The 18,026-nt window shown below is 52.7% G+C and carries 18 protein-coding genes; 5 read left to right on the top strand and 13 right to left on the bottom strand.

Features of this window, described 5'->3' with window-relative positions; all coding sequences use genetic code 11:
* Positions 1-11 precede the first annotated feature (11 nt).
* The 10 genes from WCT94_RS02490 to WCT94_RS02445 all read right to left on the bottom strand — a co-directional run bounded on the left by WCT94_RS02490 (position 12) and on the right by WCT94_RS02445 (position 7,195).
* Entirely contained in the window at positions 12-1,007 is a 996-nt protein-coding gene (locus WCT94_RS02490) for a glutathione S-transferase family protein (RefSeq protein WP_336867743.1), read from the bottom strand.
* A gap of 108 nt (positions 1,008-1,115) precedes the next feature.
* Positions 1,116-1,511 (bottom strand): DoxX family protein, encoded by a 396-nt coding sequence (locus tag WCT94_RS02485; RefSeq protein WP_010298854.1) that lies wholly within the window; start codon positions 1,509-1,511, stop codon positions 1,116-1,118.
* Positions 1,512-1,783: 272 nt separating this feature from the next.
* Positions 1,784-2,074 carry a YqjK-like family protein gene (locus WCT94_RS02480; RefSeq protein WP_336867741.1) on the bottom strand — a complete coding sequence of 97 codons (291 nt, stop codon included), beginning with the start codon at positions 2,072-2,074 and terminating at the stop codon, positions 1,784-1,786.
* Entirely contained in the window at positions 2,071-2,466 is a 396-nt protein-coding gene (locus WCT94_RS02475) for a phage holin family protein (RefSeq protein WP_194431549.1), read from the bottom strand. The genes WCT94_RS02480 and WCT94_RS02475 overlap by 4 nt, the downstream gene beginning before the upstream one ends.
* Positions 2,467-2,497: 31 nt before the next feature.
* Positions 2,498-2,803 (bottom strand): DUF883 family protein, encoded by a 306-nt coding sequence (locus WCT94_RS02470; RefSeq protein ID WP_005971326.1) that lies wholly within the window; start codon positions 2,801-2,803, stop codon positions 2,498-2,500.
* A gap of 175 nt (positions 2,804-2,978) precedes the next feature.
* Positions 2,979-3,368, bottom strand: coding sequence for a DUF1090 domain-containing protein (locus WCT94_RS02465; RefSeq protein WP_336867737.1), 390 nt, complete (start codon positions 3,366-3,368; stop codon positions 2,979-2,981).
* Positions 3,369-3,373: 5 nt separating this feature from the next.
* Positions 3,374-3,769: an EnvZ/OmpR regulon moderator MzrA gene (gene mzrA, locus WCT94_RS02460; protein WP_271875963.1), complete on the bottom strand. Its 396-nt coding sequence runs from the start codon at positions 3,767-3,769 to the stop codon at positions 3,374-3,376.
* 2 nt (positions 3,770-3,771) lie between these two features.
* Complete coding sequence (locus WCT94_RS02455; protein WP_336867734.1) at positions 3,772-4,455, bottom strand: DedA family protein; 684 nt, start codon at positions 4,453-4,455, stop codon at positions 3,772-3,774.
* A gap of 451 nt (positions 4,456-4,906) precedes the next feature.
* Positions 4,907-5,683 (bottom strand): transcriptional regulator ExuR, encoded by a 777-nt coding sequence (exuR, locus tag WCT94_RS02450; protein WP_012773234.1) that lies wholly within the window; start codon positions 5,681-5,683, stop codon positions 4,907-4,909.
* Positions 5,684-5,893: 210 nt separating this feature from the next.
* Entirely contained in the window at positions 5,894-7,195 is a 1,302-nt protein-coding gene (locus WCT94_RS02445) for an MFS transporter (protein ID WP_336867732.1), read from the bottom strand.
* 416 nt (positions 7,196-7,611) lie between these two features.
* On the opposite strand from WCT94_RS02445, the gene uxaC reads away from it, so the two are divergent.
* The 4 genes from uxaC to WCT94_RS02425 all read left to right on the top strand — a co-directional run bounded on the left by uxaC (position 7,612) and on the right by WCT94_RS02425 (position 12,823).
* Entirely contained in the window at positions 7,612-9,021 is a 1,410-nt protein-coding gene (gene uxaC / locus WCT94_RS02440) for a glucuronate isomerase (RefSeq protein WP_336867729.1), read from the top strand.
* 206 nt (positions 9,022-9,227) lie between these two features.
* The gene (locus WCT94_RS02435) at positions 9,228-10,694 is read left to right on the top strand and encodes a tagaturonate reductase (protein ID WP_336867727.1); all 1,467 of its coding nucleotides are present in this window, start codon (positions 9,228-9,230) and stop codon (positions 10,692-10,694) included.
* 19 nt (positions 10,695-10,713) lie between these two features.
* Positions 10,714-12,204, top strand: a complete 1,491-nt coding sequence (locus WCT94_RS02430) for a UxaA family hydrolase (protein WP_225086827.1) — start codon at positions 10,714-10,716, stop codon at positions 12,202-12,204.
* 88 nt (positions 12,205-12,292) lie between these two features.
* Positions 12,293-12,823 carry a YgjV family protein gene (locus WCT94_RS02425; RefSeq protein WP_012773239.1) on the top strand — a complete coding sequence of 177 codons (531 nt, stop codon included), beginning with the start codon at positions 12,293-12,295 and terminating at the stop codon, positions 12,821-12,823.
* Positions 12,824-12,905: 82 nt separating this feature from the next.
* On the opposite strand, the gene sstT is transcribed toward WCT94_RS02425, so the two are convergent.
* The 3 genes from sstT to WCT94_RS02410 all read right to left on the bottom strand — a co-directional run bounded on the left by sstT (position 12,906) and on the right by WCT94_RS02410 (position 16,718).
* On the bottom strand, positions 12,906-14,153 hold the full coding sequence (gene sstT, locus WCT94_RS02420; RefSeq protein WP_336867724.1) for a serine/threonine transporter SstT: 1,248 nt from the start codon (positions 14,151-14,153) through the stop codon (positions 12,906-12,908).
* A gap of 359 nt (positions 14,154-14,512) precedes the next feature.
* Positions 14,513-15,466 carry a TerC family protein gene (locus WCT94_RS02415; protein WP_336867722.1) on the bottom strand — a complete coding sequence of 318 codons (954 nt, stop codon included), beginning with the start codon at positions 15,464-15,466 and terminating at the stop codon, positions 14,513-14,515.
* A gap of 253 nt (positions 15,467-15,719) precedes the next feature.
* Positions 15,720-16,718 carry a Gfo/Idh/MocA family protein gene (locus tag WCT94_RS02410; RefSeq protein ID WP_336867720.1) on the bottom strand — a complete coding sequence of 333 codons (999 nt, stop codon included), beginning with the start codon at positions 16,716-16,718 and terminating at the stop codon, positions 15,720-15,722.
* Positions 16,719-16,879: 161 nt separating this feature from the next.
* Between WCT94_RS02410 and rlmG the strand changes: the two genes are divergently transcribed.
* The gene (gene rlmG / locus WCT94_RS02405; protein ID WP_336867718.1) at positions 16,880-18,019 is read left to right on the top strand and encodes a 23S rRNA (guanine(1835)-N(2))-methyltransferase RlmG; all 1,140 of its coding nucleotides are present in this window, start codon (positions 16,880-16,882) and stop codon (positions 18,017-18,019) included.
* Positions 18,020-18,026 lie beyond the last annotated feature (7 nt).

The raw sequence follows: 18,026 nt of genomic DNA, 5'->3' as shown, positions 1-18,026 counted from the left end.
CGACAAACACTTCAGTATAAACTGACAAACGTCTTATCACGCTGATGAGGCTGGTTCAGATCTTGCTCTGGGCCCAGTGAAATCACGCCATGTGGATTAATCGTGCCGTGGCTACGATAGTAGTGGTGGCGAATGTGCGCCATATCGACGGTATCGGCGATGCCGGGCATCTGATAAATATCACGCAGAAAACCGAACAAGTTTGGATAATCACTCAGGCGATATTTATCGCATTTAAAATGCGTGTGATAGACCGGATCAAAACGGATCAGCGTCGTCCACAGCCGCAGATCGGCTTCGGTTAACTGCTCACCGGTGAGGTAGCGCTGTTTTGCCAGTATGGCTTCCAGATCGGATAACGCGGCGAAAACGGTCGTCGCGGATTCATCATAGGCTGACTGGCTCGTTGCAAAACCGGCTTTGTAAACGCCGTTGTTCACTTTATCGTAAATCCAGCCGTTCAATTCATCAATCTGAGCGCGTAGCGCTTCTGGATAGTAATCTCCCGCCGTGGCTCCCACGCCGTCAAAAGCGCTGTTCAGCATACGGATGATATCGGAGGATTCGTTACTGACAATGGTGTGCTGCTCGGTGTCCCACAGGACGGGCACGGTCACCCGACCACTGTAGTCCGGCTTGGCGTGCAGGTAGAGTTGATAGAGGAATTCGTGCTGATAGAGTGAATCACCCGTTGCCCCCTCAAAATCGGTGCCGAACGTCCAGCCGTGATCCAGCATGAGCGGATGCACCACCGAAACGGCGATATGATCTTCTAACCCTTTTAACTGCCGCATGAGTAGTGTGCGGTGTGCCCACGGGCAAGCAAGGGAAACATAGAGATGATAACGACCGGACTGGGCAGGAAAGCCACCTTTGCCAGTGAGGCCAGGTGCGCCATCGGGCGTTACCCAGTTGCGGAATGCGGATTCTGAGCGCTTAAAGTGACCGCCGGTAGATTTGGTTTCATACCAGGTATCGTGCCATACGCCGTCAACCAGTTGTCCCATAAATCCTCCCGTTAGTGAGTGATGATAAGACGACGGCAAGCCTGGTAGGCTTGCCGTCTAATTCGTTATTCGACTATTAAGTGTAGTACAGGCCGGACAAGGCTTGTCTTACCACTTTTTGCCCAGCAGGCGGTCGATACTGAATGCGCCTGGACCGGTTACAGCCAGCAGGAGGTAGCCGCCAGCGATGGTCAGGTTTTTCATGAACATCAGTTGGTTCATGCCTTCCGCAAAGTTAGAGTGGAAAATCAGTGCGGTCAGCAGGGTAAAGCCCGCCGTGAACAGTGCAACGGTACGTGTCAGCAGACCGAACAGCACCGCCAGACCACCACCCAGTTCCAGCAGAATCGTCAGTGGCAGCAGGAAGGTGGGTACGCCCATCGCCTGCATGTATTGTTGTGTGCCTGCATAGGCATCACCCAGCTTACCGTAACCTGCAACGATAAACAGAATCGGCATTAAGATACGTGCAACCAGCAGTGCAGTGCTTTCTAAATTTTTCATCATCTCTCCAATTGATTTTGTTGTGGGCTATATCGCCCTGTCGTGTTTGTTGTAGCAGGTGTTGTCTGAAAACTTGGCCCGCCATCAGGTTATGGGCAGATAGTATAGAGAGATGATTTGCGCTACCAGCGAGTATAATTGTTGTTTTATTTCAGAAAAATTGATGTTTGGTTAATGTTACGAGAACGCGCCGCCACGACGTGAGCGCGTTGGGCAAAAGTAAGATGAAGAATGCCGTACAGGAAAGGCCGATCGCCGATGCGATAGGAGGATTACGAACGTGGATCAAAGGTTTTTCGGACGAGCCTGAATGTCCCCCACAGCCCGACGAGGCGGCGTCCCCAGCGAATCATGCGGCTGGGGTGGCGCACGCCATAGAGCGCGACGAGGCTGGAGCCCACGATCCAGTATTTACGCCACTGCATCAGGCTTTGCCAGCCGCGATCGTAACGAGCGGTGGTATCCAGCCAGTGTTTCTTACCTGCCGATAAATCCAGCCGCTGTTGCTGTATCTGGCGCAGTAGTTGGGCTTTTTCTCTGTCTCGCTGCTGACGCTGGCTCATTTAGGATCTTCCTCCAACAGCGATCTATCAGTCGCCAGTTCCTTACGTGTTGCCTTGAGCAGGGTGGAACGACGTACCTTCAGCAGCGTCCAGATGCCGCCTATCAGCGCTAGTCCAAGCAATGTGGCGGTGATACACCCCAGCGCAAAGAGACGATATTGCGGGTCGATACCCCAGATGATGAGCGCAATCAGGCTCATAATGCCAAAGGTGGCGAAAATCAGCGTCAGACCGACCATCATCAGCAACTGAATCAGATTGGTTTTTTCTTCCTCTAACTCAATTACGGCGAGTCGGACACGGCTTTCAACCATGCTGACAATAATGGAGATGATGCGCTGAGCAGAAGCCATGACCCCGCTTGCGGGGCCTTGTTGTGATTTATCCGTCATAACGATCCGCTAAGTCATAACAAGCCGCTAATTAGCGACGAGACAGCAGGACACCAAGCACGACGCCGACAGCGGCACCAATACCGACACCCGTCCACGGGTTCTGTCGTACATAGTCGTCCGCCGATTCAACCGCTTCTTTGGTTTGGGAGGCGATGCGCTCACCGGTATCGCTCAGGCGGCTACGGGTTTCTTTCAGCGCGCTTTCTGCCTTATTGCGCAGTTTGTCGAGTTCCGCTTTAGATTTATCGCTGGAGGTGCTTAAGACTTCTTCCAACGTATCCGCCAGTGATTTCAATTCGGCGCGTAGGTATTCAGAATTTTGATCTTTAGCCATATTAATAACCCTTCGTGTTATAAACCTGAACGCTAACTATAGCTGAAGCTGAAATTTATGCCGCCCCAAACGGGTACGGACAATTCTGATAACTCGCTGTAAATTTTAGTGATTTGGTTTTTGAATATAAAACGAACAATTGCTGTGTGTTTTATAGGGACAATATATTGATGGGTTATTGCGATGCGGCACGTTCCGCTGCGCGTAATTCCTGCTCGGCTTCAGCCAGCTTTCTTTCGCGTTTGAGGATCTTCTCGGCGTCATCCCTTTTCTGCCGGCTTTCGTTCAGTTCCTGCTGGCGTTCAGCGACGTCTTTACGCTTTTCCGCAATCGCTTCCTGACGTTTCTCAGCCAGACCGGCATCCGTACAGTGGGTTTTTATGCCGTCCAACGCCTTCTCTAATCCATTGATGCGGTTCTGATTGCCGTGCTTACGCGCTTCATCGATTTGGCGCTGAATGTCCTGCGCTTTCTGCTGACAGGTTTCCACCTGATTGGCGGTATTCGCCAGCGCGTGGCCGGAAAGCAGGACAGAGAATGCAATGATGGATGGAAATAGTTTCATCTTCGTCACCCCAGTTTGGATTGTTTCTGTGTCAGTTTCTGCTGCCAGAACGGTGTTGGGGTTGTCGCCTGCTGCGCGGTAATGGTGACTTTGGGCAGAGACAATCGCAGGACATCTCTGGCAGCGATACTCTGTTCTGGCGAGGCAAGACGGACGATCAGGCTATCTTGCTCTGGTGTAATGCTTTTGATTGCAATGCCTTTTTCATTAAGACGCTGATACACGTAAAAGCCATCTGGCAGCGCGGCGCCATCGTCAGGCTTGATGTGCAGCATTGCATCATCCTGGGAATGACGAGGCGACTGGGACTGCGTCAAGGCGATAATGGGCAGGGCAAGCAATATCAGTATGCGGCCTACTTTTCTGGGCGTAAGTTTAGGGAATAACCAGCGGATTGACACGGTTAGCTTCCTTTTTCTGCGTTATCTGCTTTCGCGTCACGCTTTTTACGCCACAGGACAAAGAGCGAGCCAAACAGTCCGATAAACAGCAGCGCCAGCGGCAACATCATCAGGCAGAACATCAGCTCGTCTTCGTATTTCAGGAAGATCGTTGTTTTCCCTAAGGCGAAGCCCAGCGTAACCAGAATAAACACCCACAGGAACCCGCTCATCCAGTTGAAGAACTGAAAGCGCGCGTTATTCAGGCCTGACAAACCTGCGATGGTCGGTAATAACGTTCTTACAAAAGCCAGAAAGCGGCCAACTAATAGTGCGGACAGACCATGACGGTGGAAGAGCTGGTGGGCGCGCTGGTGATAGTGCGCGGGCAAATGTGAGAGCCAGCCCTGAACCACTCCCGTATTACCAAGCCATCTTCCCTGGATGTAGCTGGCCCAGCAGCCGAGGCTGGCGGCTGTCGTCAGGAGAAATATAGTGAAAGGGTAATTCATTGTGCCTTTGGCAACGAGGACGCCGACCAAAATGAGCAGGCTATCGCCAGGCAGGAAAGCGGCGGGGAGCAGGCCATTTTCCAGAAAGATAATCAAAAACAGCAAGATGTAGATGGTCCATACCAGCTTGGGATCGGCTAAAATATCGAAATCCTGATGCCAGAGTGCGTTTAACAGTTCTTTGATTAATTCCATCCGGTATTCCTAATACTGCTGTTGCATTTAGCCTTGGCGACAATCACGCTTCTGGACATGATAAGAGCGAATACAGTGCTTTCAGGGCGCAGGATTATGATTTTTTTTATGATCTCTGTTTTGTTCCGCCCAATAGCGACGCAGGTGTCTGACTTGATGCTCGCTTTTCGCTGCGAACCCGATAAACAGGCGGGTAGGGATTGTTTGGTCTTGGCTGACTTTACATCCAAAGCGACGGATTAAGCGTAAGAAAGACGCGTTAACTGTAACAAAATAGGTGTTGCTGAGACAGGAAAATATTACGACAACTGAGGCGGTTTAGGGGGATTTTTCGAGGAAGAGTTGGGATTTCTGCGATATTTTACACTCGCTGACAGAAATCAACGTTTTCTGACCTTTTCCAGTGCATCCAAAATGTTACCCCTCGTTTAAAACAAGGGGCAAAACCGCTTTAAGACTTACCGGCGTGTATCTGGTCGAGGTGAACGACCGGGTTTTCGGCGAACATATAGCGATCGACGTTAAACTCGAAATCGTCCGTCGTGGCGCGAAACAGCATCTGTTTTGTGTTTTCGAGATGTTGCCACATGGCCAGCTTGGCGGCGTAAGGATCTTTGCGAATCAGTGCTTTAAGAATGCGGTCGTGCTCTTCGCACCAGCTTTCTATCGACTTGTCGTCAATGTGCTCATGCAGTTTGCGCCAGTAAGGATTGTGGATCCGTTGGCTCCACATTTTTTCGACGATAGTCGCCATCGCAGAGTTTTGTGTTGCCAGCGCGACTTGAACGTGGAATTTCAGATCCCACTGAGAATCACGGAAGCGGTCTTCCTGACGCGCATATTCCTGAATTTCCATCAGTTGGATGATGTCCTGACGGGTTACCTGCGTGGCCGCAAATTCAGCAATATTGCTTTCAATGAGTTGACGTGCCTGAAGCAGCTCAAACGGGCCGGCCGCGACGAATTCAATATCGCCGCTATTAATGAACGGGTTCTTCTGCTGGTTGGAAATAACGTGAATGCCTGAACCCTTGCGTACTTCAACGTACCCTTCGACTTCCAGCATGATGATGGCTTCGCGCACCACGGTGCGGCTGACGTTCATTTCTTCAGAAATATAGCGTTCTGCCGGTAATTTTTCGCCGACCTGATACATACCGCTTTCGATGCGCTGTTTTAATTCTGCGGCTAACTGCTGGTATAGCCGTCGGGGTTCAGTGAGTGCCATGATGATGTCTACTCTCGATAGATGACGGTCCATGTGCCACGTCAGGGCCTGAGTGTCTATCTCGTTAATCTTTGAGGAATGATTTGTTATACCACTTAATAATAGCAGCAACCAATGTTGCGGTCACAGTTATCGCAGTGTGTTCTTGCGGGAAAGGTGACTCACCCGGTATCCGATCATACCGGATGAGTCAGGATAATGCAGGGATTATCAGTGCTGGTTGGCTTCTTTCAAGGTTTCAGCCGCGGCAGCGACTTCTGACGCGGGTTGGTTTTTCAACACCGTCCAGATGACGATGGCGCCTAACAAGTCGAAGACCGCCAGTGCAGCAAACAGCGGGCTGAAGCCCAACGTATCGGCCAGCGCGCCTACAACCAGCGCAAACATGGTGCTTGCCATCCAGGCCGCCATACCGGTTAAGCCGTTTGCCGTGGCGACTTCATTACGGCCAAAGACGTCAGATGACAGGGTAATCAGCGCGCCGGACAGCGACTGGTGCGCGAAACCGCCGACGCACAGCAGCGCGATGGCGACGTAAGGGCTAGAGAACAACCCGATCATCCCCGGTGCAATCATCAGTATCGCCCCCATGGTCACCACCAGCTTGCGGGAAACGATCAGGTTCACTTTGAAATATTTCTGGAACAGCATCGGCAGGTAGCCACCCAGAATGCAGCCGATATCGGCGAACAGCATTGGCATCCACGCGAACATGGCGATTTCTTTCAGGTTAAAGCCGTAGGCTTTAAACATGAATAGCGGGATCCACGCGTTGAATGTTCCCCAGGCCGGTTCAGCCAGAAAACGCGGCAGCGCGATACCCCAGAATTGACGGTTACGCAGGATCTGCCAGGCAGACATTTTCTTCGCGTTATTGGTTTGGTGCTGCGCTTCCTGCCCGCTAAGAATATAGTCGCGCTCTTCGTCGCTGAGTTTCTTCTGATCTTTCGGGTGCTTATAGAAAACGAGCCAGCAGATGGCCCAGATCAGGCTCAGCGCACCGGTAATGATAAAAGCCATTTCCCAACTGTGTGCCACAATCGCCCACACCACCAGCGGCGGCGCGATCATTGCGCCGATGGATGACCCCACGTTGAAGTAACCCACCGCCACAGAGCGCTCTTTTGCCGGAAACCATTCGCTGCTGGCTTTCAGGCCCGCAGGGATCATCGCGGCTTCCGCCATACCGACCGCGCCGCGGGCGATCGCTAAACCCCCCCAGCTGTTTGCCAGCGCGGTTCCCATACAGAAGATGGCCCACAGAATGGCGAACATGGCATAGCCGATTTTGGTACCCAGCAGATCCAGCACATAACCGGCGATGGGTTGCATAATGGTATAACAAGCTGAATAGGCAGCAACAATATAAGAATATTGCTGTGTGGTGATGTGCAATTGATCCTGTAGCGTCGGGGCAGCAACAGAAATTGCATTACGCGTCAGGTATCCCAGCACGGTGCCAATGGTCACCAGGCCGATCATATACCAGCGTAATCCTTTGATTTTACGCATTTAACTTTCTCTCCGAGTCAATAAAAAACACAGTGGTGGCTCTTGAGTAGCGTCACGGTGTGAGGTGTCTTGTAATGTGGTACGACACGTTTTGTTGTTGTGCTGAGCAGGAAACCCCTTCTCTTTGTGAGATAGCGATTGAATCCCTGCTTAAGGCAGCGCTACAATAATTTGTCATACAACTTTAAAAGTTGAGTGATATCACAAAACCATTATTTTTATGCGGAATAACGAATTGCTCGCTGAAATCGAGAGAGACGAGCGATTTAAGGCGGTAAATGCCGAGTTATTGTACTGCTTGTTACATTTTTGCGATCATGACCTCACAAATACTGTGAGATATCGCGCATAATTGGTGTGATATCTTTTAACGGTCAACTAATTTGGTGCACAAGAAGCACGGTAAGGAAGAAAACATGCCCCAGTTTCTGAGTGAAGATTTTCTGTTAGACAGTGAATTTGCCCGTCGTCTTTATCATGAGTACGCCGTCGACCAGCCGATATTTGACTACCACTGCCATCTGCCGCCTGAACAGATCGCGGAAAACTATCGTTTCAAAAATTTGTATGACATCTGGTTGAAAGGCGATCACTACAAGTGGCGTGCGATGCGCACCAACGGCGTGCCTGAGCGTTTGTGTACGGGCGATGCCAGCGACTGGGAAAAATTTGAAGCCTGGGCAGCGACCGTGCCACACACCATCGGCAACCCGCTTTATCACTGGACACACCTGGAACTGCGCCGCCCGTTTGGCGTAACCGGCACGCTGCTGTCACCAAGCACGGCAAAAGACATTTGGGATCGCTGTAATGCCATGCTGGAGCGCGATGACTTTACCGCGCGTGGCATCATGCAGCAGATGAACGTGAAAATGGTCGGTACGACGGACGATCCGATTGACGATCTGCGCCACCATAAAACCGTTGCTCAGGATTCGAGCTTCTCTATCAAAGTGCTGCCGAGCTGGCGCCCAGATAAAGCGTTCAACATTGAACTGGCAACCTTCAACGACTATATGGCGAAACTGGGTGAAGTGTCAGACACCGATATTCGTCGTTTTAGCGATCTGCAAGCTGCGCTGACCAAGCGTCTGGATCACTTCGCGGCGCACGGCTGTAAAGTGTCTGACCACGCGCTGGATGTCGTGATGTTTGCTGAAGCCGATGAGGCAACGCTGGACAACATTCTGGCGCGTCGTCTTTCTGGCGAAGCGCTGAGCGAACATGAAGTGGCGCAGTTCAAGACTGGCGTGCTGGTTTGGCTGGGGGCGGAATATGCGCGTCGCGGCTGGGTTCAGCAGTACCACATTGGCGCACTGCGCAACAATAACCTGCGTCAGTTCAAGCTTCTGGGGCCGGACGTGGGCTTCGACTCCATCAATGACCGTCCGCTGGCTCAGGAACTGTCTCGCCTGCTCAGCAAGCAGAATGAAGAAAACCTGCTGCCGAAAACCATCCTTTACTGCCTGAACCCGCGCGATAACGAAGTGCTCGGAACCATGATCGGTAACTTCCAGGGCGAAGGGATGCCGGGCAAGATGCAGTTCGGTTCCGGTTGGTGGTTCAACGATCAGAAAGACGGTATGCAGCGCCAGATGACCCAGCTCGCGCAGCTTGGGCTGCTGAGCCGCTTTGTCGGCATGCTGACCGATAGCCGCAGTTTCCTGTCTTACACCCGTCATGAATATTTCCGCCGCATTCTGTGCCAGATGATTGGCCGCTGGGTGGAAGATGGCGAAGCGCCAGCCGATCTGCCGTTGCTGGGCGAAATGGTGAAAAACATCAGTTTCGATAACGCTAAAAACTATTTTGCCATCGAGCTGTAATTCCGCCGCGTCGTAAGGTGTGAATTGCGCGAGAGGCGCGGCAGTAAGATTCCCAAAGGGGCTTACGTCGCGGCTCTCGGCGTCTCGGTTTTTTGTCATCGGCACTGGTGGGGATTTGGTGCGGGTGAATATGAATATAGCAGGGCAAGGATGACGGTGGTTCGGTCGTGCCCTGAATGTGAGATTCGTCCTAAGGTAGCCTGTTAATGCAAACGTTAAATCGTCGTAACTTCCCTGGTCGTCAACACCCGGATCGGGTTATTCAGTTTGGTGAAGGTAATTTCCTGCGCGCTTTCGTCGACTGGCAGTTGGATTTGCTGAATGAGCACACCGATCTGGATGCGGGCATTGTCATTGTTCGTCCGATCGATTCTGATTTCCCGCCCGCGCTGGATACCCAGGATGGGTTGTACACCACCATTATCCGTGGTCTGAACGAGCAGGGCGAGGCCGTGCGCGAACCGCGTCTGATCCGCTCGGTAAACCGTGAAATCAACGTGTACCGTCAGTTCGATGAGTATCTGGCGCTGGCGCACGATCCAAATATTCGTTTCGTTTTCTCCAATACCACCGAAGCGGGTATCAGCTATCACGCAGACGACAGCCTGAACGATGCGCCGCCTGTCAGCTTCCCGGCGAAATTAACCCGTCTGCTGTATGAGCGTTTCTGCCATTTTGACGGCGCAGCGGATAAAGGTTGGGTGCTGTTACCGTGCGAACTGATTGATTACAACGGCGTAGCGCTGAAAGAGCTGGTGCTGCGCTACGCTGCACAGTGGAAGCTGACGCCAACGTTTACTGCCTGGCTGAACGATCACAACACCTTCTGCTCGACGCTGGTAGACCGCATTGTGACGGGTTACCCGCGTGCTGAAGTGGAAGCGTTACAGCAGGAAATGGGCTACCAGGATACCTTTTGGGATACGGCAGAACATTTCTACCTGTTCGTGATTCAGGGGCCACAGTGGCTGGCGGAAGAATTGCGTCTGAACAAACTGGATCTGAACGTTCGTATCGTTGATGACATCAAGCCGTATAAAGAACGTAAAGTGGCGATTCTCAACGGAGCCCATACCGCGCTGGTGCCGGTGGCATTCCTGGCGGGTCTCGATACCGTTGGCGAATCGATGGATGATGCCCTGATTGGCAAATTCGTGGAAAAGACCATTGCCGAAGAGATTGTGCCGGTATTGGATTTGCCTCATGACGAACTGACGTCGTTTGCTCAGGCTGTGTTAAGCCGTTTCCGTAACCCCTTCATTCAGCACCAGCTGTTATCTATCTCGCTGAATGGCATGACCAAATTCCGCACCCGCATCCTGCCGCAGTTGCTGACCTACCGTGAACGCCACGGTGAATTGCCTGCGCGTCTGACGTTTGCGCTGGCGGCCTTGATTGCGTTCTATCGCGGCGAGCGCAGCGGTGAAGGCGATACGCTGCAAACCTATCCGTTGCAGGACGATGCGCACTGGCTGGAGCGTTATTCCACGCTGTGGGCGGGCGTAAAAGAGCACACCGTCAGCCTGGCTGAACTGGTGAATGTAGTACTGCGCGATGCCGATCACTGGGAACAGGATTTAACACAGGTTCCTGGCCTGGCTGCGCAGGTGACTGAACAGTTGCAAACCATCGTTGAGCGCGGCATGCGCGCAGCCGTGGAAGGTTATTGCTAATCAGCAAGAAGGGTTATCCATGCAAAGTATTATAAAAATTCATTCTCTGGACAATGTGGCTGTCGCCCTGCGTGATGTTGAGCAAGGCGAAACGGTGTCGGTGGATAGCCATACGGTGACACTTCAGCAACCTGTCGTGCGCGGACATAAGTTCGCGCTGGAAACCATCGCACCGGGAGAAATGATTACCAAGTATGGCCTGCCGATCGGCCATGCTTTGGTGTCTATTGCCCCCGGAGAACATATTCATTCCCAGAATGCGAAAACCAACCTGAGCGATCTGGATGAATATCAGTACCAGCCTGAGTTTATCGACCTGCCGCCGCAAATGGGCGATCGGGACGTGCAGCTCTATCGTCGTAAAAATGGCGATGTCGGTATCCGTAATGAACTGTGGATTCTGCCAACCGTCGGTTGCGTGAACGGGATCGCGCGTCAGATTCAGCAGCGTTTCCTGAAAGAAACCAATGACGCGGAAGGTATCGACGGCGTTTATCTGTTTAGTCATACCTTCGGCTGTTCACAGCTCGGTCAGGATCACGAAAACACCCGTACGATGCTGCAAAACATGGTGCGTCACCCGAATGCGGGGGCGGTGCTGGTGATCGGTCTGGGCTGTGAGAACAATCAGGTTGATGCATTCCGCACGACGCTGGGCGATTTTGATTCCGATCGCGTAACGTTCATGGTGTGCCAGCAGCAGGACGATGAAGTTGAAGCGGGTCTGGAACGTCTGCATACGCTGTATGAGGCGATGCGCCATGACAAACGCGAGCCGGGCAAGCTGAGCGAGCTGAAGTTTGGCCTGGAATGCGGTGGCTCTGATGGGCTGTCCGGTATTACTGCCAACCCGCTGTTAGGCCGTTTCTCCGACTACCTGATCGCCAACGGCGGCACGACGGTGCTGACCGAAGTGCCGGAAATGTTCGGTGCGGAACGTATTCTGATGAGCCGCTGCCGTGATGAAGCCACGTTTGAGAAAACCGTCCACATGGTGAACGATTTCAAACAGTACTTCATCGCGCACGACCAGCCGATTTACGAGAACCCATCGCCGGGTAACAAGGCGGGTGGGATCACCACGCTGGAAGAGAAATCACTGGGCTGTACGCAAAAAGCCGGACAGAGCAAAGTGGTGGACGTACTGAAATATGGTGAGCGCTTACATACTCCGGGGCTCAACCTGCTCAGTGCGCCGGGGAATGATGCCGTCGCGACCAGCGCCCTGGCGGGGGCTGGCTGCCATATGGTGTTGTTCAGTACCGGACGCGGCACGCCTTACGGCGGATTCGTGCCTACCGTAAAACTGGCGACCAACAGCGAACTGGCGAAGAAAAAACCGCACTGGATTGATTTCGATGCGGGGCGTCTGATCCACGACATGCCGATGGACGAACTGCTGAGTCAGTTTGTCGAGCTAATTGTCGAGATTGCTGACGGCAAGCGGACGAAGAATGAAGTGAACGACTTCCGTGAATTAGCCATATTTAAGAGCGGCGTGACGTTGTAAATATCATTTATTCCAATTAAAATAAAACGGCGTTTCATTTTTATAATGGCGCCGTTTTTTTTCGCAGCAACTTTTAGAGGCAGGGATCATGACACAGTATTGGATTGCCCAGTCTGTTGGTGTACTGGCATTTCTGGTCGGTATCACCATGTTTTTCAACCGTAACGATCAAAAATTCAAAATACAGCTCTCGGCATACAGCGCCGTCATTGGTCTGCATTTCTTCCTGATGGGGGCAAATGCAGCAGGTGCCAGCGCATTGTTGAACTCGGCACGTACGCTAATCTCACTGAAAACACACAACATCCTCGTGATGTTTGTCTTTATCTCACTGACGCTGCTCTTTGGTTTGTCGGGTATGCACCATGCGATGGAACTGCTGCCGATAGCGGGTACGGTTGCCAGTACCTGGGCGTTGTTCCGCACCTCTGGGCTGACGACGCGCTGCGTGATGTGGTGTTCAACCGCCTGCTGGGTGGTACACAATATCTGGCTGGGATCGATTGGTGGATCGCTGATCGAAGGCAGTTTTCTGGTGATGAACGGCTTTAACATCATCCGCTTCTGGCGCATGCAGCAGCGCGGCATCGATCCTTTTAGCGTAGAGAAGAAGGCGTAATTAGGGAATTTCTCATCATGTTAACGCCGTTCGTTTTAAAGCGGACGGCGTTAGAGGAAGAGGGCGCGTAATCCCTAATCGGTTACAGCAGATTTAAGCGCTCTTTTTCCGCCAGTTTGGCGTCTTCCGCGTGACATACGGCGGCGATGAACATCACGTCCGTTGAGGAGTTCACTGCGGTTTCAGCAGAGTCCTGCAATACGCCGATGATGAAGCCAACCGCGACCACCTGCATGGCGATATCGTTGGAGATACCGAACATGCTGCACGCCAGCGGGATCAGCAGCAGTGAACCTCCCGCCACACCCGATGTGCCACAGGCACACAGTGACGCCACGACGCTGAGCAGCAGCGCGGTAGGCACGTCAATCTGAATACCCAACGTATGCGCGGCGGCCAGCGTCAGCACTGTGATAGTAATCGCAGCGCCTGCCATATTGATGGTTGCACCCAGCGGGATGGCGACAGAGTAGGTGTCTTCATCCAGATTCAGTTTGCGGCACAGTTCCATATTCACCGGAATGTTGGCTGCGGAACTGCGGGTAAAGAAGGCTGTCACGCCGCTCTCGCGCAGGCAGCGCAGCACCAGCGGATAAGGGTTGCTACGAATCTTCCAGTAGACGATCAGCGGGTTGATCACTAGCGCCACCAGCAGCATGCCACCAATCAACACCATCAACAGGTGGGCGTAGCCCCACAGCACGCCGAAGCCAGTTTCCGCCAGCGTTGACGCGACCAGACCGAAAATCCCCAGTGGGGCGAAACGAATGACCACACGCACAATCATGGTGACCGCGTTAGAGGCATCGTTAATCATGCTCTTGGTACTGTCCGAACCGTGGCGGAACGCAATACCCAGACCAACGGCCCAAACCAGAATCCCGATGTAGTTGGCATTCAGCAGCGCGTGAATCGGGTTGGCGATGACGCTCATCAATAGCCCCTTCATCACGTCGACAATACCTGATGGTGGCGTGATGTCGGCGGCCTGCGCGTTAAGCGCTAGCGTGGAAGGGAAGAGGACGCTGAGCACAACGGCAATCAGCGCTGCAGAGAAGGTGCCGATGAGGTAAAGAAACAGGATCGGGCGGATATTGGTTTTCTGCCCTTGCTGGTGGTTAGCGATAGACGCCATGACCAGCACCAATACCAGAACGGGGGCGACGGCTTTCAATGCGCCGACGAACAGCGTTCCTAATAAACCGGCAGCCAGTGCGGCCTGCGTAGACAGCGAGGCCAGAATAATCCCGGCTGCGAGCCCCAGAAGAATCTGTTTAACCAGGCTGCCGCGAGTAATGTACTGCAAAAAACGAGACTGTTGAGTTTCCATAATTTTGACGGGATAACCGTTCCGCTAAGTGGTTGTCTGTACGGATTTGGCACCTCTGACATACGTCGGGTGATTTTTTCTTTCCGTAACGAAATGTGTTTGCACGTGTCAGTATATGAAAATTTATTTTTGAGAAAAGCAATGATGTGGTTTTTTATGACGGACATCTTTGTCCGTCACCCTACGGGCCGTTGCTACGCAACGTTGAAAAACGCTCCCGACGTTTTTTTATGACGGACATCCGTGTCCGTCACCCTGCGGGCCGTTGCGCATGGGTAGGAGCGATGGAATGCAGCAACGATGGAATGAGTAAAACGGTCTCCGCACGGCGGGAACCGTGCGGAGATAAGAGGTAAGGATTAACGCCCGGCGCGTTTGTTGACCCAGACGTTGATCAGCATGGTGATGATCAGAATACTGGCAACGACGCCCAAAGAAATGGCCACCGGAATATGGAAAATGTCGATGAGCATCATCTTGGTACCAATAAAGATCAGGATGACGGCCAAACCATATTTCAACAGCGAGAAGCGTTCAGCTACGCCAGCCAGCAGGAAGTACATCGCACGCAGTCCCAGAATGGCGAACAGGTTCGACGTCAGCACGATAAAGGGATCGGTTGTGACGGCGAAAATAGCCGGGATACTGTCTACGGCGAAAATCACGTCGCTGATTTCAACCATAATCAGCACCAGAAACAGCGGCGTGGCATACAGGATGCCGTTACGACGGACGAAGAATTTTTCGTTCTCGATGGTATCCGTCATACGCAAACGGCTACGCAGCCAGCGTACCAGCGGTTTGTCGCCGATCGCCCCGTCATCTTCTTTCGCCAGCGCCATTTTCAGGCCGGTGAACAGCAGGAACGCACCGAACACGTAGAGCAGCCACTGGAACTGCGTGACTAGCCAGCTGCCGCCAAACACCATCAGCGTTCTGAGAACGATGGCGCCTAACACGCCGTAAATCAGCACGCGGCGTTGGTATTGCGGGGGAACGGCGAAGTAGCCGAACAGCATCAGCCAGACGAAGACGTTATCGACGGCAAGCGCTTTCTCGATCAAATAACCGGTCAGGAAGGCCAGCGACTGGGCGTTGGCTACTTCGCGGCCCATCGTACCGTCCAGATACCACCAGAAACCGGCGTTGAACAGCAGCGAGAGCGTAACCCAGATGATAGACCAGACGGCAGCCTGCTTGAACGTCATTACCGTCGACCCTTTGCGCCCTTGATAGAACAGGTCGATGGCCAGCATCACTATAACAATGGCAGCGAAGCTGCCCCATAACCATGGCGTGCCGATGGTGTGCATAGCAAGATCCTTAAATAGAAACAAAAACGGCCAACGTCGGAAGGACGCTGGCCGCTTGTTATTAAAGCTGCAAATGCACCTCGCCTTCCGGCAAGGTCTCACTTACAACATTAATGAAGCTGTCTCATCAAGGTTGCCCAGTAACCGGATGCGGAACGCATCGTAATGACGATTAGCTGGCGGAAAAGTTACTCCCCTTTGCCTGACAGAAGATAGGTGAAAAGATGATCCTGGTCAAATAATTATCGCTGCCTTATTCCGCGTTTCCCGGCGCTGCGGCGTCGGCAGGAAACACGACGCCAGTTTGGCGGCGAATTTCCGTCAGCAGCCCCGCGACGGTGCGCGATCGTGCCAGTTCCGCATGGTTGATGTCGTTATCGTTGACCAGCGCGGCAAAGACTTCCGCTTCGTACAGCATGCTGTTGATATGCTGCGGCTGGCTGAGATCCAACTGCTTGCCTTCACGCGGAATGAATTTCACGTTATGGCATTCGGAGACTTTTTCAATCACCAGTGAACCGTCTTCCCCCTGAATTTCACTGGGTATCGTGGAATGGCTGACTTTGGAATGGATGATGGTGACATCGAAATCGCCGTAATTCAGGATGACGCTGCCATGTGCGTCTACGCCGCTTTCCAATAGCGTCGCGCTGGCCTGCGTGGTGCACGGTTCGCCCCACAGCGCCACGGCGAAGGCTAAGCAGTAGTAGCCGATATCCATGATGGAACCGTTGGAGAATGCAGGATTGAACGTATTCGGGTTCTCGCCCGCCAGATAGCGCGGGTAGCGTGAAGAATACTGACAGTAATTCAGCACCACTTTACGCAGCCTGCCGACTTTGGGCAGCGCCTGCTGGATCACGCTAAAATTGGGCAGGCTGGCGGTTTTGAACGCTTCAAAGAGCACAACCTGATTTTCTCTGGCGCAGGCGATCATCTGTTCGACTTCATAGCGGTTGGAAGCCAGCGGTTTTTCACAGATGACGTGCTTGCCGTGTCTCAGGAAGAGCAGAGCCTGTTCGCAATGCAGTGAGTTAGGGCTTGCCAGATACACGGCGTCGATCAGATCGGATTTCGCCATGGCGTCCAGTGAATCAAAGATCGTATCCACCATGTAATCGGCCTGAAACGGCTGCGCTTTTTCTGCCGTGCGTGAATAGATGGCGGTGAGCTTCAGCTTGCCGGTTTCATGGGCGGCATCAACAAACTGACGGGTGATCCAACTGGTTCCTACAATAGCGAAGCGAATCATAAGCGTTTGGTATCCTGAAGGGATTGGTGATGTCTATGCAGATTATCACGGTGAAATGACAAGGCAACGTCAATCATTTCCCGTTCCGGCAGAGAAAAGCATTTACTGACGGACTATTTTAAGGGATAAACAGCGCAAATTTTATGATGCAGGAGAGGCCAATGAGCCAACTCGAATTGGAAACGTGCAACCTGACGTTGGTGCGTTACCCTCAGGTCGCTGAAAACTCGGCGCTACAGGCGTGGGATGCCGCAGATGAATACCTGCTGCGTGAACTGTCCACGATGGAAATCGCGCCGGGTCCGCGTCTGATTTTCAATGATACGTTTGGTGCGCTAGCCTGTGGTTTGCAGGCGCAATCGCCTGTCAGTATCAGCGACTCTTATCTCAGCCAACTGGCAACGCGGCATAATCTGGAACTGAATGGCTATGATGCCAATGCGGTAACACTGCTGGATAGCATGGCGGATCTACCCGAGGCACCTGCGCTGGTGGTGATTAAAATACCGAAAACGATCGCGTTGCTGGAACACCAGTTGAGAATGTTGCGTAAGGTCGTCACGCCGCAGACACGCATTATTGCCGGCGCGAAAGCGCGGGATATTCACACCTCTACATTGCAACTGTTTGAACGTGTGATGGGGCCGACGAAAACCTCGCTGGCCTGGAAAAAGGCGCGTCTGGTTCACTGTGAGTGGGCGGAACTAAAAGTAAGTGAGCAGTCACTTACTACCGAGTGGGAGCTGGATGGTTACGGCTATCGTATTCAAAACCAGGCAAACGTGTATTCGCGTAATGGGTTGGATATCGGCGCACGTTTCTTTATGCAGCATTTGCCGGAACACATCGACGGTAAGATCATCGATCTCGGCTGTGGCAACGGCGTCATTGGGCTGGCAGCGCTGAAAGCTAACCCGGAGGCCACCGTCGGCTTCTTTGATGAATCCTATATGGCGGTAGCCTCAAGTCAGATGAACGTTGAGGTTAACTGCCCGCAGGATGTTGAGCGCTGTAGCTTCGTAGTGAACCACGGATTGGCTCGCGTTAAGCGTGATACGTTGCAGGCGGTCTTGTGTAATCCGCCATTCCATCAGCAACAGGCCGTGACGGATGAAATCGCCTGGCAGATGTTTATGGATGCCAGGCGCTGCCTTCAGGTTGGCGGAGAACTGCGCATTGTGGGGAATCGCCATCTGGATTATTTCCACAAGCTGAAGCGTCTGTTCGGCAACTGTGAAACCGTCGCCAGCAACACGAAATTCGTCATACTGCGTGCGGTGAAAACGGGGTCGTCCCGCTAAACCCCTC

This window comes from Pectobacterium sp. 1950-15, from assembly GCF_037136835.1.
Lineage (GTDB): Bacteria > Pseudomonadota > Gammaproteobacteria > Enterobacterales > Enterobacteriaceae > Pectobacterium.
This window is presented reverse-complemented; position numbering and strand designations above follow the sequence as displayed.